The sequence below is a fragment of the Pseudomonas sp. 22490 genome, assembly GCF_052044465.1.
In the GTDB taxonomy this organism is placed as follows: Bacteria; Pseudomonadota; Gammaproteobacteria; order Pseudomonadales; family Pseudomonadaceae; genus Pseudomonas; species Pseudomonas aeruginosa.
Window position 1 is genome coordinate 257,781 of record NZ_JBQENS010000005.1, and the last position, 17,605, is coordinate 275,385.

Below are 17,605 nucleotides of genomic sequence, written 5' to 3' on the forward strand. Positions count from 1 at the left end.
ATGAGCCGACAAAAAGCCCTGATCGTCGACGATGAACCGGATATCCGCGAACTGCTGGAAATCACTCTCGGCCGCATGAAGCTGGACACCCGCAGCGCCCGCAACGTCAAGGAAGCCCGCGAGTTGCTGGCCCGCGAGCCGTTCGACCTGTGCCTCACCGACATGCGCCTGCCGGACGGCAGCGGCCTCGATCTGGTCCAGTACATCCAGCAGCGCCATCCACAAACCCCGGTGGCCATGATCACCGCGTACGGCAGCCTGGACACCGCGATCCAGGCGCTCAAGGCCGGTGCCTTCGACTTCCTCACCAAACCGGTCGACCTCGGTCGCTTGCGGGAGCTGGTGGCAACCGCCCTGCGCTTGCGCAACCCGGAAGCCGAGGAAGCGCCGGTGGACAACCGCCTGCTCGGCGAGTCGCCGCCGATGCGCGCCCTGCGCAACCAGATCGGCAAGCTGGCGCGCAGCCAGGCGCCGGTCTACATCAGTGGCGAGTCCGGTAGCGGCAAGGAGCTGGTGGCGCGCCTGATCCACGAGCAGGGGCCACGTATCGAGCGGCCGTTCGTGCCGGTGAACTGCGGCGCGATTCCCTCCGAACTGATGGAAAGCGAGTTCTTCGGCCACAAGAAAGGCAGCTTCACTGGCGCTATCGAAGACAAGCAGGGCCTGTTCCAGGCCGCCAGCGGCGGCACCCTGTTCCTCGACGAAGTCGCCGACCTGCCGATGGCCATGCAGGTCAAACTGCTCCGGGCGATCCAGGAAAAGGCCGTGCGCGCGGTCGGCGGCCAGCAGGAGGTCGCCGTCGACGTGCGCATCCTCTGCGCCACCCACAAGGACCTCGCCGCCGAAGTCGGCGCCGGGCGCTTCCGCCAGGACCTCTACTACCGCCTCAACGTCATCGAGCTGCGCGTACCGCCGCTGCGCGAACGCCGCGAGGACATCCCGCTGCTCGCCGAACGCATCCTCAAGCGCCTGGCCGGCGACACCGGCCTGCCGGCCGCCAGGCTGACCGGCGACGCACAGGAGAAGCTGAAGAACTACCGCTTCCCGGGCAACGTCCGCGAGCTGGAAAACATGCTGGAGCGCGCCTACACCCTGTGCGAAGACGACCAGATCCAGCCTCACGACCTGCGCCTGGCCGATGCGCCGGGTGCCAGCCAGGAAGGCGCCGCGAGCCTGAGCGAAATAGACAACCTCGAGGACTACCTGGAAGACATCGAGCGCAAGCTGATCATGCAGGCGCTCGAGGAGACCCGCTGGAACCGCACCGCCGCGGCTCAGCGTCTGGGCCTGACGTTCCGCTCGATGCGCTACCGCCTGAAAAAGCTGGGCATCGACTGAAAGTGAAAAGGCCTGTCCGAAGACAGGCCTTTTGGTTTTCGCTCCTCAGAGGCGACCAGCCGGGGCGTAGGGGACCGGGTCGATGATCGGTTCCCGCCCGCTCATGAGATCCGCCAGCAGACGGCACGACGCCGGCGCCAGGACCAGCCCGTTGCGGTAGTGCCCGGTATTCAGCCAGAGCCCGTCGAAGCCAGGCACCGGACCGATATAGGGGATACCTTCGGGAGAGCCCGGGCGCAACCCTGCCCAGTGGGCCACCGGCTGCATGTCCGCCAGTTCCGGCAACAGTTCTGCCGCAGACGCCCTGAGGCTTTCCAGCGCCTCGTCGGTCGGCGTCTTGTCGAAGCCCGAATGTTCCAAGGTGCTGCCGATCAGGATGTGGCCGTCGCGCCGCGGAATCGCGTAGCGCCCCTTGGCCAGCACCATGCGCGGCAGGAAATCCGCCGCGCACTTGTAGAGGATCATCTGCCCTTTCACCGGTACCACGGGCAGTTCCAGGCCAAGCGGCTTCAACAACTCGCCGCTCCAGGCGCCTGCCGCCAGCAGCACCTTGTCGCCACGGATCTCGCCACGCGAGGTCGCCACGCCGACCACTCGATCGCCGTCGCGCAACCAGCCGCGCACCTCCGTCTGCTCATGCAGTTCGATATTGGCGAATTGTTGCAGGGATGCCCGCAATGAGCGCGCCAGGCGAGGATTGCGCACATTGGCCACGCCCGACATGTAGACCGCCCGCTGGAAGCCGGCGCCCAGCCCGGGCACCGCCGCGTAGGCCTCCTCGATCGGCACTTCCTTCAACGGCCGGGTGTGCTTGCGTGCCCACTGCAGTGCCTCGGTCTGGTCGTCCAGGTCCAGCCAGTACAGGCCAACGGTATGGACCTCGGGATCGAGCCCGGTCTCGTCGAGCAAACGCTGCCCCAGGGCCGGGTAGAAGTCCTGCGACCAGTGCGCCAGGGCGGTCACCGCCGGGCTGTAGCGCCACGGATAGAGCGGCGAGACGATCCCGCCTCCCGCCCAGGATGCCTCACGCCCACTCTCGCCCCGCTCCACCAGGGTCACCCGCAGTCCGGCGAGCGCCAGCTCCCGGGCGGTCAACAGGCCGATGACGCCAGCGCCCACTACCACAACTCTTTCCGACACCAGGGCCTCCACGATCACACAGGGGTTGCAGAAAAGTCGGTCATACGCCTCATCCCGCAGCTGATTGAGGCAACGGGGAAAATCCGGCGAGATACGACCGTCGCGGAATGATACGAGCAAAAGGACCGCCTGCCATGGTCGAAAGGTCGCAGAGAGCGTTGACGCTCACCGAGCTGCTGTTTGCGCTGGTTCTGCTGGGAATACTGGGAAGCCTGGCGCTGCCCGGGATGGCAGCCTGGCTGGACGGCAATCGCGAGCGAAGTGTGTTGCACGAGCTGAGCGCGAGCATCCAGCTGGGCAGAACCCATGCCGTCGCCTACCAGCGCCCGGTGACGCTCTGTCCGTCGACCGATGGCCGTCACTGCGGCAGCGACTGGGGAGAGGGCTGGCTGCTTGCGGAAGACGGTGGGGAACGGCTTCTCGTGGGACGCGCGCTTGCAAAGAAGGAAAGGCTCCGCTGGAACCGTTCGAACCGCCTCAGGTTCCTCCCCAGCGGCCAGCTCAACATTCACAACGGGCGGTTTCTGCTCTGCGGAAGGCATACCGTTGCCTGGCAACTGATCCTCAACCGGCAGGGCCGGCTCCGTACCGCGAGCGCCAGGGAGAACCGGGAGAAACGTGAGCTATGCAGCACTTCCGGATGATCATGGACCAGTTGTCCTGCCCCACGGGCCGACCGTCAACGACCGCAAGACGCTCCCAGGCCCGTTTGGCATGCTTTCCAGGCGTAGACCCCCTGGAGCAACCGCATGTCATATCGTTCCAACTCGACCGGCTTCACCCTGATCGAGTTGCTGATCATCGTCGTCCTGCTGGCCATCATGGCGAGCTTCGCCATTCCGAACTTCAAGCAGCTGACAGAACGCAACGAACTGCAGAGCGCCGCCGAGGAACTCAATGCGATGCTGCAGTACGCTCGCAGCGAAGCCGTGTCCCAGAGGCGCGCGATCAGCATCCAGGCGCTGAAAGACAAGGACTGGGGCAAGGGCCTGAGCATAGGTGTCCTGGCCTCCGGCTCGATCGCCGCGCCCCTGCGCAAACACGACGGCTTCCGTGCCGCCACGCTGACAGCGAAGGAAAAGAGCGCCGTGGAACATCTGACCTTCACGGCCAACGGTACCCTCGTACCGCCAACGGAACGAACCTTCGCCATCTGCCAGAACGGCAAGACCGACGGGGGCCGCGTGCTGAGCATCAGCCAGGCCGGCCGGATCCAACTCGAACCTTCCTCCAAGGCGCCCCAGTCATGCTATTGAAATCGCGACACAGGTCGCTGCACCAATCCGGCTTCAGCATGATCGAAGTGCTGGTCGCCCTGCTGCTGATCAGCATCGGCGTGCTGGGCATGATCGCCATGCAGGGCAAGACCATCCAGTACACCGCCGACTCGGTCGAGCGCAACAAGGCAGCCATGCTCGGCAGCAACCTGCTGGAAAGCATGCGGGCGAGCCCGAAGGCGCTGTACGACGTCAAGGACCAGATGGCCACGCAATCCGACTTCTTCAAGGCCAAGGGGTCGGCGTTCCCCACCGCGCCGTCCTCCTGCACGCCATTGCCCGACGCGATCAAGGACCGCCTGGGATGCTGGGCGGAACAGGTGAAGAACGAACTGCCAGGCGCTGGCGACCTGCTGAAGAGCGACTACTACATCTGCCGCAGCTCAAAGCCGGGCGACTGCGACGGCAAGGGCTCCATGCTGGAAATCCGCCTTGCCTGGCGCGGCAAGCAAGGCGCCTGCGTCAACGCCGCCGACAGCAGCGCCGACACCTCCCTCTGCTACTACACCCTCAGGGTCGAGCCATGAGCATGAACAACCGCTCCCGACGGCAATCGGGCCTGTCCATGATCGAACTACTGGTGGCCCTCGCCATCAGCAGCTTCCTGATTCTCGGGATTACCCAGATCTACCTGGACAACAAGCGCAACTACCTGTTCCAGCAAGGCCAGGCAGGCAACCAGGAAAACGGACGCTTCGCCATGATGTTCCTGGACCAGCAACTGGCCAAGGTGGGTTTCCGTAGGCGTGCGGACGACCCCAACGAGTTTGCCTTCCCGGCGCAGCAGAAAACCGCCTATTGCGAGGCATTCAAAGCCGGCTCGACCCTGGTGCCCGCCGTGGTCAAGGCCGGCCAGAGCGGATTCTGCTACCGCTATCAACCGGCGCCAGGCGAAGCCTACGACTGCGAAGGCAACTCGATCACCACCCCTAGCGATCCCTTCGCTACCGCCCAGGCCATCACCGCACGCGTTCTGTTCGTTCCCGCGACCGCCGATGTCCCCGGCAGCCTCGCCTGCTCCGCGCAGACAATCAAGGAAAAAGGCCAGGAGATCGTCAGCGGCCTGGTCGACTTCAAGCTCGAGTACGGCGTCGGCCCGACCATGGCCGGCAAACGCGAGGTGGAAAGCTTCGTCGAACAGGCCAACATCGCCGACCGTCCGGTGCGTGCCCTGCGCTACTCCGCGCTGATGGCCAGCGACAAGAACCTGCGCCAGGGCGACAGCAAGACCCTGGACGATTGGATCACGCTCTACCCCTCGTCCAAGACCAGCCTGCAAGGCAACGACAAGGACCGCCTCTACCAGATCGCCAAGGGCAGCCAGACACTCAGGAATCTCGTGCCATGAACAACTTCCCTGCACAACAGCGCGGCGCCACGCTGGTCATCGCCCTGGCGATCCTGGTGATCGTCACCCTGCTGGCGGTCTCGAGCATGCGCGAAGTGGTACTGGAAAGCCGCATCACCGGCAACGTCATCGAACAGACTCGCTTGCAGAACGCCGCCGAGTCCGGACTCCGCGAAGGCGAGCGGCGCTTCGTCAACACCCTGCGTCCGCCGGAGCCCGGCACCGGTTGTACGGCCGACAACGTGGCCCGCCCCTGCCTGCTGGACCTCGCCGCGCTGAACCTGAAGCTGGCGGACACCCACCAGAATCCGGTCGGCGTGCTGAAGGGCATCGCCAATACCTGGATGAGTTACCGCGGCAGCGACATCAGCAGCGCGACCACCGCGGGCACGCTCTACAGCGTGCAGTGGAACAACCTGCCCATTCCCTCGGGCGGCCAGGTCAACGAAGCGGAAAGCCCCGAATACGGCAACCTGATGCGCGGCATCGGCACCTTCTACTACGAGACCAATAGCGTCGCGCGCAACCAGACCAACAGCGAAACCGTCCTGCAGACCGTTCTCGCCCGTCTCTATACCAACTGATCGAGCCTCGCATGAAATCGGTACTCCACCAGATCGGCAAGACCTCGCTGGCAGCCGCGCTCAGCGGCGCCGTCCTGCTCTCCGCCCAGACCACCCACGCCGCCGCCCTGTCGGTCAGCCAGCAGCCGCTGATGCTGATCCAGGGCGTCGCCCCGAACATGCTGGTGACTCTCGACGACTCGGGCAGTATGGCTTATGCCTATGCACCGGATAGCCTGGTCAACAGCCGCAACAACGTCTATTTCGCGTCGAACAGCTACAACCCGATGTACTTCGACCCGAATACCCAGTACAAGCTGCCGAAAAAGGTGACCCTTTCCAATGGCCAGATCCAGGTGCAGGACTATTCCAAGCCCAGCTTCACCGCGGCATGGCGCAACGGTTTCACTCAGGAAGGCCGGGTAAACCTTTCCCGTGACTACAGGCCAACGGTGCAGTACCAGGGCGGATCGGGAGCAGGCACCGAGTCCAGCATCGACTGGTACGGGGCTCCTGCCTTCTACTACCAATACAGCGGGGGCCGCGGTTGCAGCCTCACCACTTCGAGTTGCTACACCCGTGTGGAAATCAGCGGCGCGGCCCAGCAGCAGAACTTCGCCAACTGGTACTCCTTCTATCGTACCCGCGCCCTGGCCACCCAGACCGCCGCTAACCTGGCGTTCTACAGCCTGCCTGAAAACGCCCGGATCAGTTGGCAACTACTGAACAGTTCCTCGTGCCTGATCGGCAGTGGCTCCAGTAACTGTTACAACAACTACCTGAGAGACTTCACCGGGCAACATCGGGTGAACTTCTTCAACTGGCTGGAGAACCTGTCGGTCGGAGGTGGTACTCCGCTGCGTCAGGCCATGACTCGAGCAGGGGAGTTTCTCAAGAAGACCGGCGTCAACGGCCCCTATGCCTATCGACCTGGTACCCAGACCTCGCCGGAATACAGCTGCCGTGGCAGCTATCACATTCTGATGACCGATGGTCTTTGGAACAACGACTCGGCCAGCGTAGGCAATGCCGACAGCACGAGTCGTAGCCTCCCCGATGGCAAGAGCTACAGCAGCCAGACGCCTTACAGGGATGCTGCGTCCAATACCCTGGCCGACCAGGCCTTCCATTACTGGGCCACCGATGCCCGGCCGGATATCGACGACAATATCAAGCCGTACATTCCCTACCCGGACCAGGCCAATCCCTCGGCGGAGTACTGGAATCCGCGCAACGATCCGGCGACCTGGCAGCACATGGTGACCTATACCCTGGGCCTGGGCCTGACCACCAGCCTCACCAGCCCGAAGTGGGAGGGTTCCACCTACTCCGGCGGCTATGACGAAATCGCCGCCGGGCGCCTCAGCTGGCCGAACGCTTCGAATAACCATAGCAACAACGTCTATGACCTGTGGCACGCCGCAGTGAATTCCCGGGGCGAGTTCTTCAGCGCCGACTCGCCGGACCAACTGGTCGCGGCCTTCCAGGACATCCTCAACCGAATTTCGGGCAAGGACCTGCCGGCATCCCGCCCCGCCATCAGCTCGTCCCTGCAGGAAGACGACACTGGCGACAAGCTGACCCGCTTCGCCTACCAGACCAGCTTCGCCAGCGACAAGAACTGGGCTGGCGACCTGACCCGCTACAGCCTGACCACCCAGGACAAGGCCACCGTGCAGACCAAGCTGTGGAGCGCGCAGAGTATCCTCGACGCGATGCCCAACGGTGGAGCTGGCCGCAAGATCATGATGGCCGGATCCGGTACCTCGGGCCTCAAGGAGTTCACCTGGGGCAGCCTCAGCGCCGACCAGCAGCGGCAGTTGAACCGCGATCCGGACCGCAACGATGTCGCCGACACCAAGGGCCAGGACCGAGTGGCCTTCCTGCGTGGCGATCGCAGCAAGGAGAACAGCGACAACTTCCGCACCCGCAACTCGATCCTCGGCGATATCATCAACTCCTCGCCGGCGACGGTCGGCAAGGCCCAGTACCTGACCTACCTGGCCCAGCCGATCGAGCCCAGCGGCAACTACTCCACGTTCGCAGAAGCACAGAAAACCCGTGCCCCGCGGGTATACGTCGGCGCCAACGACGGCATGCTGCACGGTTTCGATACCGACGGTAACGAGACCTTCGCCTTCATCCCAAGCGCGGTCTTCGAGAAGCTCCACAAGTTGACCGCCCGCGGCTACCAGGGCGGCGCCCACCAGTTCTACGTCGACGGCTCGCCGGTGGTCGCCGACGCCTTCTTCGGCGGCGCCTGGCATACCGTGCTGATCGGCAGCCTGCGCGCCGGCGGCAAGGGTCTGTTCGCCCTCGACGTGACCGACCCCGCCAACATCAAGCTGCTCTGGGAAATCGGCGTGGACCAGGAGCCCGACCTTGGCTACAGCTTCCCCAAACCCACGGTCGCCCGGCTGCACAACGGCAAGTGGGCCGTGGTCACCGGAAACGGTTATTCCAGCCTGAACGACAAGGCCGCGCTGCTGATCATCGACCTGGAGACCGGGGCCATCACCCGCAAACTGGAAGTCACCGGCAGGACCGGCGTACCCAACGGTCTATCCAGCCCTCGCCTGGCAGACAACAACAGCGACGGCGTAGCCGACTACGCCTACGCCGGCGACCTGCAAGGCAACCTCTGGCGCTTCGACCTGATCGCCGGCAAGGTCAACCAGGACGATCCGTTCAGCCGAGCCAACGACGGCCCGGCGGTGGCCTCGAGCTTCAGGGTGTCTTTCGGTGGCCAGCCGCTCTATTCGGCGGTCGACTCCGCCGGCGCGGCGCAAGCGATCACCGCCGCGCCCTCGCTGGTTCGCCATCCGACACGCAAGGGCTACATCGTGATCTTCGGTACCGGCAAGTACTTCGAGAACAGCGACGCCCGGGCCGATACCAGCCGCGCCCAGACGCTCTACGGCATCTGGGACCAGCAAACCAAGGGCGAAGCCGCGGGCAGCACACCCCGACTGACGCGCGGCAACCTGCAGCAGCAGACCCTGGACCTCCAGGCCGACTCGACCTTCGCCTCGACCGCTCGCACCATTCGCATCGCCAGTCAGAACCCGGTCAACTGGCTGAACAATGACGGCAGCACCAAGCAGTCCGGCTGGTATCTGGACTTCATGGTCAACGGCACCCTGAAGGGCGAGATGCTGATCGAGGACATGATCGCCATCGGCCAGGTGGTGCTGCTGCAAACCATCACCCCGAACGATGACCCCTGTGCCGACGGCGCCAGCAACTGGACCTATGGCCTCGATCCCTATACCGGCGGTCGCACCAGCTTCACCGTGTTCGACCTGGCACGCCAGGGCGTCGTGGACTCGAAATCCGACTACAGCTACAACAAGCAGAACGTCGCGGTATCCGGTACCGAGCAGAAAGGCCTGGGAGGCTTGACGCTGAGCACCAACGAACAGGGCAATCCGGAAGTCTGCTCCTCGGGCGAATGCCTGACCGTGAACCCCGGTCCGAACACCCGTGGCCGCCAGAACTGGCGCCCCATCGAAGGAAAGAACTGATATGAAAGTGCTGCCTATGCTGCTGGCCCTGGCCGTTCCCGGCCTCTGCTGGGCCGAAGATCCCCAGACCTTCGAAGGCGCTGGCGTGGTCTTCGAAGTCCAGGTCGAGAAGAACCTGGTGGACATCGACCACCGGCTCTACCGCCTGCCCAACAGCACCGTCAGGAACGGCATGCCCAGCCTGTTTCAGGTCAAGCCGGGCTCCGTGGTGTCCTACTCTGGCACCGTCAGCCAGCCGTGGTCCACCATCACCGATATCTACATTCACAAACAGATGAGCGAACAGGAGCTGGCCGAGATGATCGAGAAAGAACAGCCCCGCCAGGACGGGGAGGAGCAGCCCCGATGAGGACAAGACAGAAGGGCTTCACGTTGCTGGAAATGGTGGTGGTAGTGGCGGTGATCGGCATCCTCCTCGGCATCGCCATTCCCAGTTACCAGAACTACGTGATCCGCTCCAACCGCACCGAGGGCCAGGCCCTGCTCTCGGACGCGGCCGCGCGCCAGGAACGCTACTACTCGCAGAACCCCGGGGTCGGCTACACCAAGGACGTGGCCAAGCTGGGCATGAGTTCGGCCAACTCGCCGAACAACCTGTACAATCTCACCATAGCGACGCCCACCAGCACCACCTATACCCTGACCGCCACGCCGATCAACTCGCAGACCCGCGACAAGACCTGCGGCAAGCTGACCCTCAATCAGCTCGGCGAACGCGGCGCAGCCGGCAAGACCGGCAACAACAGCACCGTCAACGACTGCTGGCGCTGAAACGAAAGAGCCCCTCTACAAGAGGGGCTCTTTCATTGCGCACGGTTCACAAAGCCTTGACCCGCAGTTCCTTGGGCATCGAGAAGGTAATGTTCTCCTCCCGCCCCTCCAGTTCCTGCTCCTCCGACGCCCCCCACTCGCGTAGCTGGGCGATCACGCCGCGCACCAGCACTTCCGGCGCGGAAGCGCCTGCGGTGATTCCGATGCGACGCACACCGTCGAACCAGCCGCGTTGCATGTCCTCGGCGCCGTCGATCAGGTAGGCCGGCGTGCCCATCCGCTCGGCGAGTTCGCGCAGGCGGTTGGAGTTGGAACTGTTGGGGCTGCCCACCACCAGGACCATGTCGCACTGGTCGGCCAGTTCCTTCACGGCATCCTGGCGGTTCTGGGTGGCATAGCAGATGTCGTTCTTGCGCGGTCCCTGGATCTGCGGGAACTTGGCGCGCAGGGCATCGATGACCTTCGAGGTGTCGTCCATCGACAGGGTCGTCTGGGTCACGTAGTGCAGGGCTTCGGGCTTGCGCACCTCCAGCGCGGCGACGTCGGCCTCGTCCTCCACCAGGTAGATGGCACCACCGTTGCTGGCATCGTACTGGCCCATGGTGCCTTCCACCTCGGGGTGCCCTTCATGCCCGATCAGCACGCATTCGTGGCCGTCGCGGCTGTAGCGCACCACTTCCATGTGCACCTTGGTCACCAGCGGACAGGTCGCGTCGAAAACCTTCAGGCCGCGCCCCTCGGCTTCCTTGCGGACCGCCTGGGAAACGCCGTGGGCGCTGAAGATGACGATGACGTTGTCCGGCACCTGATCGAGTTCCTCGACGAAGATGGCGCCGCGCTGGCGCAGGTTGTCCACGACGAACTTGTTGTGCACCACCTCGTGACGCACGTAGATCGGCGGGCCGAAGACATCGAGGGCACGGTTGACGATCTCGATGGCGCGATCCACGCCGGCGCAGAAGCCGCGGGGATTGGCGAGTTTGATTTGCATGGCGGTCTCGTGGGCGACGCGGTGATTGGACGAATGAACCTTGCTACCGCCCTCCCCGCTTGGGAAGGGCGCAGCGACCGACGGTTCAGGCCGGCTGGACGTCGATGATCTCGACTTCGAAGGCCAGGGTCTTGCCGGCCAGCGGATGATTGAAGTCGACGGTCACCTGCTGCTCATCGAACGCCTTGACCACGCCCGGCAGTTCGGTCTTGGCCGCGTCGTTGAAGATCACCAGCAGGCCCTCGGCCAGCTCCATGTCCTGGAACTGGTCGCGCGGCATGATCTGCACGTTCTGCGGATTCGGCTGGCCGAAGCCCTGTTCGGGAAGAATGCTCAGGGTCCGCTTGTCGCCAGCCTTCAAGCCGAACAGCGCCTGTTCGAAGCCCGGCAGCAGGTTGCCGTCGCCGACCTTGAACGAGGCCGGCTGCTTGTCGAAGGTGCTGTCGACGACGTTGCCGTCCTCCAGCTTGAGGGCGAAATGCAGGGTGACGCGGCTCTCCTGGCCAATGCGGGTCGACTCAGCCATGGGCGGCTTCTCCGGATTTCTTCGATCTGAACATGTCGAGCGCCAGCATGACGGCGCCGACGGTGATGGCGCTATCGGCCAGGTTGAACGCCGGGAAGTACCAGCGGTTCTGCCAGTGCACCAGGATGAAGTCCACCACGTGGCCAAGGACCATGCGGTCGTAGAGGTTGCCCAGGGCGCCGCCGAGCACCAGCGCCAGGGCGATGGCCAACCAGGTCTCGCCTTTCTTCAGGCGTTTCAGCCAGACCACCAGGATCGCGCTGACGACGATGGCGATCAGGGCGAACAGCCAGCGCTGCCAGCCCGAGCTGTCGGCCAGGAAGCTGAAGGCGGCACCGGTGTTGTAGGCCAGGGTCCAGCTGAACAGATCGGGGATCACCACGATCTGCTGGTACATGCTCAGTTCGGCCTGGAAGAACGCCTTGCTGAGCTGGTCGAGGACGAACACCAGCACGGTGATCCACAACCAGGGCAAGCGCCCGAAACGATCGACCTCAGGCATAGTGGCGAACCTCGCCGCTGCCTTCGATGTTCTCGATGCAGCGACCACACAGGTCAGGATGCGCAGCGTGCTGACCGACGTCCTCGCGATGGTGCCAGCAACGACCGCACTTGGCGTGGGTCGACTTGACCACTTTCAGCTTGAGGCCGGCGACTTCGCTGTCCACCGCGTCGGCCGGAGCCGCCGACAGCGGCGCCAGGGTCGCGGTCGAGGTGATCAGGACGAAGCGTAGCTCGTTGCCCAGCTTGGCCAATTGGGCCTGCAGCGCGTCTTCCGCATACAGGGTGACCTCAGCCTGCAGGTTGCCGCCCACGGCCTTGGCCGCGCGCTGGTTCTCCAGCTCCTTGTTGACCGCGGCCTTCACCGCCATGACCTGTTCCCAGTACTGGCGATTCAGCGTCACGTCGGCCGGCAGTTCGCTGAGGCCGTCGTACCAGGTGGCGAGCATTACCGACTCGGCGCGCTCGCCGGGCAGGAACTTCCAGACTTCCTCGGCGGTGAACGCCAGGATCGGGGCGATCCAGCGCACGAGGGCCTCGGCGATGTGGAACAGTGCGGTCTGGCAGGAGCGCCGGGCGACGCTGTTGGCGCCGGTGGTGTACTGGCGGTCCTTGATGATGTCCAGGTAGAACCCGCCCAGCTCCTGTACGCAGAAGTTGTGCACCTTGGAATAGACGTTCCAGAAGCGGTACTCGCGGTACGCCTCTTCGATCTCGCGCTGCAAGAGCAGGGCGCGGTCGACCGCCCAGCGATCCAGGGCCAGCATTTCCTGGGGCGGCAGCAGATCCGTGGCCGGATCGAAACCGTTCAGGTTGGACAGCAGGAAGCGCGTGGTATTGCGGATCCGCCGGTAGGCATCGGCGCTACGCTGGAGAATCTGCTGGGATACCGCGATCTCGCCCGAGTAATCGGTCGAAGCCACCCACAGGCGCAGGATGTCGGCGCCCAGGGTATCGATGACGGTCTGCGGCACCACGGTGTTGCCCAGCGACTTGGACATCTTGCGGCCGGACTCGTCGACGGTGAAACCGTGGGTCAGCAACTGGCGGTACGGCGCATGGTTGTCGATCGCGCAGCCGGTCAGCAGCGAGGAGTGGAACCAGCCACGGTGCTGGTCGGAACCTTCCAGGTAGAGATCGGCGACCGGGCCGCTGGCATGGCCGATCCGGTGGGAACCACGCAGCACGTGCCAATGGGTGGTGCCGGAGTCGAACCAGACGTCCAGGGTGTCGTTGATCTTCTCGTACTGCGCGGCCTCCTCGCCGAGCAGCTCGGCGGCGTCGAGCTTGAACCAGGCTTCGATGCCTTCCTTCTCGACTCGCTGCGCGACCTCTTCCATCAGCTCCACGGTGCGTGGATGCAGTTCGCCACTGGCCTTGTGCAGGAAGAACGGGATCGGTACGCCCCAGTTGCGCTGGCGCGAGATGCACCAGTCGGGACGCCCGGCGATCATTCCGTGCAGGCGCGCCTGGCCCCAGCCCGGGACGAATTCGGTCTGGGTGATGGCTTCCAGCGCTCGCTCGCGCAGGGAAGCACCCTGCCTGGGCTGCTTGTCCATGCCGACGAACCACTGCGCGGTGGCGCGATAGATCAGCGGCGTCTTGTGCCGCCAGCAGTGCATGTAGCTGTGATTGATGGTTTCGTGGGCCAGCAGGCTGCCGACCTCTTCCAGCTTGGCCACCACGTTGGGGTTGGCCTTCCAGATGAACTGGCCGCCGAAGAACGGCAACGAGTCGACGTAGACGCCGTTGCTCTGCACCGGGCTGAGGATGTCGTCGTTGCTCATCCCGTAGCGCTTGCAGGTATAGAAGTCGTCTTCGCCGTAGGCCGGCGACGAGTGGACGATACCGGTGCCGGCATCGAGGGCCACGTAGTCGGCCAGGTAGACCGGCGACAGGCGCTCGTAGAACGGATGGCGGAAGTTGATCAGTTCCAGCGCCTCGCCCTTGGCGGTGGCGACCACCTTGCCCTCGCGCTGGTAGCGCGCCAGGCAGGACTCGACCAGGGCCTCGGCCAGCACCAGGTAGCGATCGCCGGCATCGACCAGCGCGTAGTCGATCTCCGGATGCACGTTCAGCGCCTGGTTGGCGGGGATGGTCCAGGGCGTGGTGGTCCAGATGACGATCTGCGCCGGCTTGTCCAGGGCCGCCAGGCCGAAGGCCGCGGCCAGCTTGTCGGCATCCGCCACCGGGAAGCCGACGTCGATGGTCGGCGACTTCTTGTCGGCGTACTCGACCTCGGCCTCGGCCAGCGCCGAACCACAGTCGAAGCACCAGTTGACCGGCTTCAGGCCCTTGAACACGAAGTCCTGCTTGACCATTTCCGCGAGGGCGCGGATTTCGTTCGCCTCGTTGGCGAAATTCATGGTCTTGTAGGGGTTGTCCCACTCGCCGAGCACGCCCAGGCGGATGAAGTCGGCCTTCTGCCCTTCGATCTGCTCGGCCGCGTATTCGCGGCACAGTTCGCGGGTCTTGTCCGCCGGAAGATTCTTGCCGTGGGTGGTCTCGACCTTGTGCTCGATGGGCAGGCCGTGGCAATCCCAGCCCGGCACATAGGGCGCGTCGTAGCCCGCCAGGGTCTTGGAGCGGACAATGATGTCCTTGAGAATCTTGTTGACCGCGTGACCGATGTGAATGCTGCCGTTGGCGTACGGAGGGCCATCGTGCAGGACGAACTTCGGACGGTCGCCGCCAATGGCCCGCAGCTTCTGGTACAGACCGATGTCGTTCCAGAACTTCAGGGTTTCCGGCTCGCGCTGGGGCAGGCCGGCTTTCATTGGGAAGGCGGTTTCCGGAAGGTTTAGCGTCGCTTTGTAGTCGGTCATCTCAGGGCCTGTTCAGGATCTCTTCAATCAAGCGGTTGGCCCAGCCAGTAGGCCCGGGCGGCGGCGATATCCGCGAGAATCGCCGCCTTGAGTGCCTCCAGGGAGGCAAAACGCTGCTCGTCGCGCAGCTTCTGGTGGAAGGTCACCTGCAGATGCCGGCCGTATAGATCGCCGGCGAAATCGAGCAGGTGCACTTCCAGATGGGGACGGCCGTCGCCGTTCACCGAAGGGCGGGTGCCGATGTTCGCCACCCCCTGGCAACGCTGGCCATCGACCAGCGTACTGACCAGGTAGACCCCGTTCAACGGCGCCTTGCGCCGTTTCAGTTGAATGTTGGCCGTGGGCGAGCCCAGTTGCCGGCCGAGTTTCTGTCCATGCAGGACCCGTCCGCTCAGGCTGAAGGGACGCCCCAGAAGGCGCTCGGCGAGATGCAGGTCGCCCTCGGCCAGGGCCTGGCGGACCCGCGTGCTGCTCACCCGCACACCGTCCAGTTCGACGGTGGTGGCCGCCTCGACGGTGAACCCCTGCTCGCGACTGGCGTTCACCAGGAAGGCGAAGTCACCGGAGCGGTCGCAGCCGAAACGGAAATCGTCGCCCACTTCAAGATGCCGCACCGCCAGTCCATCGACCAGGACCTGGCGGACGAACTCGGCTGCCGACAGCTCGCGCAAGCGGCGGTTGAAGGCCAGGCAGAGCACCACGTCGACGCCCTGCCCACGCAGCAACTCGAGTTTCTCGCGCAGGCGGGTCAGGCGCACCGGCGCCGAATCGGGGGAGAAGAACTCGCGCGGCTGCGGCTCGAAAATCACCACGCAGCTGGGTACGCCCAGCTCCAGCGAGCGCTCGCGCAGACGCGCCAGGATAGCCTGGTGCCCGAGGTGGACGCCGTCGAAGTTACCGATGGTGGCGACGCAGCCCCCGGCCAGGGGCTGCAGGTTGTGTAGTCCGCGAAGCAGCTGCATAGCACGCTTATTGCTCAGAAAGTGGTCGATTATACGCGTACCGGGCGCCGGACAACAGGCAAAACGGCATGATCCCGCCGCCAGCCCGGACGCGCTTCACAGCACCGCCCGGCGGGAAAAGTCGCGCAGGCGGAAACCCAGCAGCGCGAGCATACCGAAATAGGCCAGGAGACCGGCAACCACCAGCAGGCCGAGGCGCAGGAATCGCTCCAGCATGGCGCCCTGCTCCCAGGCCGGCAGCCAGTGCATCGTGGCCAGCAGCACCGCCGACATCGCCAGCACCGCGACCACCAGCTTGACCAGGAACTTCGCCCAGCCCGGTTGCGGCAGGTACAGACGCTGCTTGCGCAGTTGCCAGTAGAGCAGGCCGGCATTCAGGCAGGCGGCCAGGCCGATGGACAGGGCCAGGCCGGCATGCTGAAGCGGGCCGATGAAGGCCAGGTTCATCAGTTGGGTGGAAACCAGGGTGAAGAGCGCGATCTTCACTGGCGTACGGATGTTCTGCTGGGCATAGAAGCCCGGCGCCAGAACCTTGACCAGGATGATGCCGAGCAGGCCGACGGAGTAGGCGACCAGCGCGCGCTGGGTCATCGCCGCGTCCACCGTGGTGAACTTGCCGTACTGGAACAGCGAGACGGTCAGAGGTTCGGCGAGGATCGCCAGGGCCAGCGAACACGGCAGCACCAGCAGGAAGCACAGGCGCAGGCCCCAGTCGAGCAGGCGCGAGTACTCATGGCGATCCTTGTTCGAATAGGTCTTCGCCAGCATCGGCAGGAGGATCGTCCCCAGCGCCACGCCCAATACGCCGGAAGGCAGCTCCATGAGGCGGTCGGCGTAGTACATCCAGGACACCGAACCGGCTGCCAGGAACGAGGCGAAGATGGTGTTGATGATCAGCGAGATCTGGCTCACCGAGACCCCCAGGATCGCCGGCAGCATCAGCTTCATCACCCGCCAGACGCCGCTGTCCCTGAGGTTCAGGCGCGGCAGCACGAGCATGCCGATCTTCCTCAGGTGCGGCAGTTGATAGAGGAGCTGCAACAGGCCGCCGGCCAGCACCGCCCAGCCCAGCACCATGACCGGCGGATCGAAATAAGGCGTGAGGAACAGCGCGAAGCCGATCATTGCGACGTTCAGCAGGGTCGGCACGAAGGCCGGCACCGAGAAGCGGTTCCAGGTGTTGAGGATCGCGCCGGCCAGGGACGACAGCGAGATCAGCAATATATAAGGAAAGGTCACCCGCAGCAGGTCGGTGGTCAGGGCGAACTTTTCCGGGGTATCGGCGAAGCCCGGCGCGGTGACCCAGATAACCCAGGGCGCGGCGAGGATGCCGAGCGCCGTGACCAGCGCCAGCACCAGCGTGAGCAAGCCGGAAACGTAGGCGATGAAGGTCCGCGTCGCCTCCTCGCCCTGCTGGTTCTTGTACTCTGCCAGGATCGGCACGAAAGCCTGGGAAAACGCCCCCTCGGCGAAGATCCGCCGCAACAGGTTGGGCAGCTTGAAGGCGACGAAAAAGGCGTCGGTGGCGAGGCCGGCACCGAAGATCCGCGCCAGGATGGTATCGCGGACGAAGCCGAGGACCCGCGACAGCATGGTGATGGAACTCACCGCCGCCAATGATTTGAGAAGATTCATGGATGTCGGGCTGCCGGCATGTCGAAATTGATCCTGTCCAAGACCGCGACCGGCCGGGCCGGTTCATCGCGCGAGTACGCCCTCGCCGCCGAACGGCGGTCCGCAAGGGCGCGCCGAGTGTAGAATGCGCGCCGGAATAAATCACCCGCAAGAAAGCAGGCGACATCCGTCGCCGATCTTTCCGGCCGCATGTGCAGCCCCTTG

General features: G+C 64.5%; 16 protein-coding genes. 9 read left to right on the forward strand and 7 right to left on the reverse strand.

Annotated elements, in window-relative coordinates; genetic code table 11:
* Entirely contained in the window at nucleotides 1-1,338 is a 1,338-nt protein-coding gene (gene pilR, locus ACTJJX_RS08075) for a two-component system response regulator PilR (RefSeq protein WP_003094694.1), read from the forward strand.
* Between the two features lie 45 nt (nucleotides 1,339-1,383).
* Here the strand turns inward: pilR and thiO are convergent, their stop codons facing one another.
* Nucleotides 1,384-2,478: a glycine oxidase ThiO gene (gene thiO, locus ACTJJX_RS08080; protein WP_020750388.1), complete on the reverse strand. Its 1,095-nt coding sequence runs from the start codon at nucleotides 2,476-2,478 to the stop codon at nucleotides 1,384-1,386.
* Between the two features lie 134 nt (nucleotides 2,479-2,612).
* Between thiO and ACTJJX_RS08085 the strand changes: the two genes are divergently transcribed.
* The 8 genes from ACTJJX_RS08085 (at nucleotide 2,613) to pilE (ending at nucleotide 9,961) form a co-directional block, all read left to right on the forward strand.
* Nucleotides 2,613-3,122 carry a GspH/FimT family pseudopilin gene (locus ACTJJX_RS08085; protein WP_003102595.1) on the forward strand — a complete coding sequence of 170 codons (510 nt, stop codon included), beginning with the start codon at nucleotides 2,613-2,615 and terminating at the stop codon, nucleotides 3,120-3,122.
* A gap of 105 nt (nucleotides 3,123-3,227) precedes the next feature.
* Nucleotides 3,228-3,734: a GspH/FimT family pseudopilin gene (locus tag ACTJJX_RS08090; protein ID WP_003102598.1), complete on the forward strand. Its 507-nt coding sequence runs from the start codon at nucleotides 3,228-3,230 to the stop codon at nucleotides 3,732-3,734.
* Nucleotides 3,725-4,282 carry a type 4a pilus minor pilin PilV gene (gene pilV / locus ACTJJX_RS08095; RefSeq protein ID WP_003119423.1) on the forward strand — a complete coding sequence of 186 codons (558 nt, stop codon included), beginning with the start codon at nucleotides 3,725-3,727 and terminating at the stop codon, nucleotides 4,280-4,282. Before ACTJJX_RS08090 ends, pilV begins: the two co-directional genes overlap by 10 nt.
* Nucleotides 4,279-5,103, forward strand: a complete 825-nt coding sequence (pilW, locus tag ACTJJX_RS08100; RefSeq protein WP_003119422.1) for a type 4a pilus minor pilin PilW — start codon at nucleotides 4,279-4,281, stop codon at nucleotides 5,101-5,103. Before pilV ends, pilW begins: the two co-directional genes overlap by 4 nt.
* Complete coding sequence (gene pilX / locus ACTJJX_RS08105) at nucleotides 5,100-5,687, forward strand: type 4a pilus minor pilin PilX (RefSeq protein WP_003112826.1); 588 nt, start codon at nucleotides 5,100-5,102, stop codon at nucleotides 5,685-5,687. The genes pilW and pilX overlap by 4 nt, the downstream gene beginning before the upstream one ends.
* An 11-nt stretch (nucleotides 5,688-5,698) precedes the next feature.
* On the forward strand, nucleotides 5,699-9,190 hold the full coding sequence (gene pilY1 / locus ACTJJX_RS08110) for a type 4a pilus biogenesis protein PilY1 (RefSeq protein ID WP_003102607.1): 3,492 nt from the start codon (nucleotides 5,699-5,701) through the stop codon (nucleotides 9,188-9,190).
* 1 nt (nucleotide 9,191) lies between these two features.
* Nucleotides 9,192-9,539 (forward strand): type 4a fimbrial biogenesis protein PilY2, encoded by a 348-nt coding sequence (gene pilY2, locus ACTJJX_RS08115; protein ID WP_003102609.1) that lies wholly within the window; start codon nucleotides 9,192-9,194, stop codon nucleotides 9,537-9,539.
* Entirely contained in the window at nucleotides 9,536-9,961 is a 426-nt protein-coding gene (gene pilE, locus ACTJJX_RS08120) for a type 4a pilus minor pilin PilE (protein WP_003094721.1), read from the forward strand. The genes pilY2 and pilE overlap by 4 nt, the downstream gene beginning before the upstream one ends.
* 46 nt (nucleotides 9,962-10,007) lie before the next feature.
* On the opposite strand, the gene ispH is transcribed toward pilE, so the two are convergent.
* The 6 genes from ispH to murJ all read right to left on the reverse strand — a co-directional run bounded on the left by ispH (nucleotide 10,008) and on the right by murJ (nucleotide 17,401).
* Entirely contained in the window at nucleotides 10,008-10,952 is a 945-nt protein-coding gene (ispH, locus tag ACTJJX_RS08125) for a 4-hydroxy-3-methylbut-2-enyl diphosphate reductase (protein ID WP_003094724.1), read from the reverse strand.
* A gap of 85 nt (nucleotides 10,953-11,037) precedes the next feature.
* Nucleotides 11,038-11,478: an FKBP-type peptidyl-prolyl cis-trans isomerase gene (gene fkpB / locus ACTJJX_RS08130; protein WP_003102613.1), complete on the reverse strand. Its 441-nt coding sequence runs from the start codon at nucleotides 11,476-11,478 to the stop codon at nucleotides 11,038-11,040.
* On the reverse strand, nucleotides 11,471-11,980 hold the full coding sequence (gene lspA, locus ACTJJX_RS08135) for a signal peptidase II (protein ID WP_003094728.1): 510 nt from the start codon (nucleotides 11,978-11,980) through the stop codon (nucleotides 11,471-11,473). Before lspA ends, fkpB begins: the two co-directional genes overlap by 8 nt.
* The gene (gene ileS / locus ACTJJX_RS08140) at nucleotides 11,973-14,804 is read right to left on the reverse strand and encodes an isoleucine--tRNA ligase (protein ID WP_003102617.1); all 2,832 of its coding nucleotides are present in this window, start codon (nucleotides 14,802-14,804) and stop codon (nucleotides 11,973-11,975) included. Before ileS ends, lspA begins: the two co-directional genes overlap by 8 nt.
* 23 nt (nucleotides 14,805-14,827) lie before the next feature.
* Nucleotides 14,828-15,766: a bifunctional riboflavin kinase/FAD synthetase gene (gene ribF / locus ACTJJX_RS08145; RefSeq protein ID WP_003102619.1), complete on the reverse strand. Its 939-nt coding sequence runs from the start codon at nucleotides 15,764-15,766 to the stop codon at nucleotides 14,828-14,830.
* A gap of 96 nt (nucleotides 15,767-15,862) precedes the next feature.
* A complete protein-coding gene (gene murJ, locus ACTJJX_RS08150; protein ID WP_003102622.1) occupies nucleotides 15,863-17,401 on the reverse strand; it encodes a murein biosynthesis integral membrane protein MurJ in 1,539 nt (512 codons plus the stop codon).
* Nucleotides 17,402-17,605 lie beyond the last annotated feature (204 nt).

Excerpts from the sequence above, each read along its gene's own strand:
- ACTJJX_RS08090 (WP_003102598.1), top strand. The coding sequence starts at position 3,228 with ATGTCATATCGTTCCAACTCGACCGGCTTCACCCTGATCGAGTTGCTG.
- ispH (WP_003094724.1), bottom strand. The coding sequence starts at position 10,952 with ATGCAAATCAAACTCGCCAATCCCCGCGGCTTCTGCGCCGGCGTGGAT.
- pilW (WP_003119422.1), top strand. The coding sequence starts at position 4,279 with ATGAGCATGAACAACCGCTCCCGACGGCAATCGGGCCTGTCCATGATC.
- pilY2 (WP_003102609.1), top strand. The coding sequence starts at position 9,192 with ATGAAAGTGCTGCCTATGCTGCTGGCCCTGGCCGTTCCCGGCCTCTGC.
- pilE (WP_003094721.1), top strand. The coding sequence starts at position 9,536 with ATGAGGACAAGACAGAAGGGCTTCACGTTGCTGGAAATGGTGGTGGTA.
- pilV (WP_003119423.1), top strand. The coding sequence starts at position 3,725 with ATGCTATTGAAATCGCGACACAGGTCGCTGCACCAATCCGGCTTCAGC.
- ACTJJX_RS08085 (WP_003102595.1), top strand. The coding sequence starts at position 2,613 with ATGGTCGAAAGGTCGCAGAGAGCGTTGACGCTCACCGAGCTGCTGTTT.
- pilX (WP_003112826.1), top strand. The coding sequence starts at position 5,100 with ATGAACAACTTCCCTGCACAACAGCGCGGCGCCACGCTGGTCATCGCC.
- pilR (WP_003094694.1), top strand. The coding sequence starts at position 1 with ATGAGCCGACAAAAAGCCCTGATCGTCGACGATGAACCGGATATCCGC.
- pilY1 (WP_003102607.1), top strand. The coding sequence starts at position 5,699 with ATGAAATCGGTACTCCACCAGATCGGCAAGACCTCGCTGGCAGCCGCG.
- ileS (WP_003102617.1), bottom strand. The coding sequence starts at position 14,804 with ATGACCGACTACAAAGCGACGCTAAACCTTCCGGAAACCGCCTTCCCA.
- lspA (WP_003094728.1), bottom strand. The coding sequence starts at position 11,980 with ATGCCTGAGGTCGATCGTTTCGGGCGCTTGCCCTGGTTGTGGATCACC.
- murJ (WP_003102622.1), bottom strand. The coding sequence starts at position 17,401 with ATGAATCTTCTCAAATCATTGGCGGCGGTGAGTTCCATCACCATGCTG.
- fkpB (WP_003102613.1), bottom strand. The coding sequence starts at position 11,478 with ATGGCTGAGTCGACCCGCATTGGCCAGGAGAGCCGCGTCACCCTGCAT.
- ribF (WP_003102619.1), bottom strand. The coding sequence starts at position 15,766 with ATGCAGCTGCTTCGCGGACTACACAACCTGCAGCCCCTGGCCGGGGGC.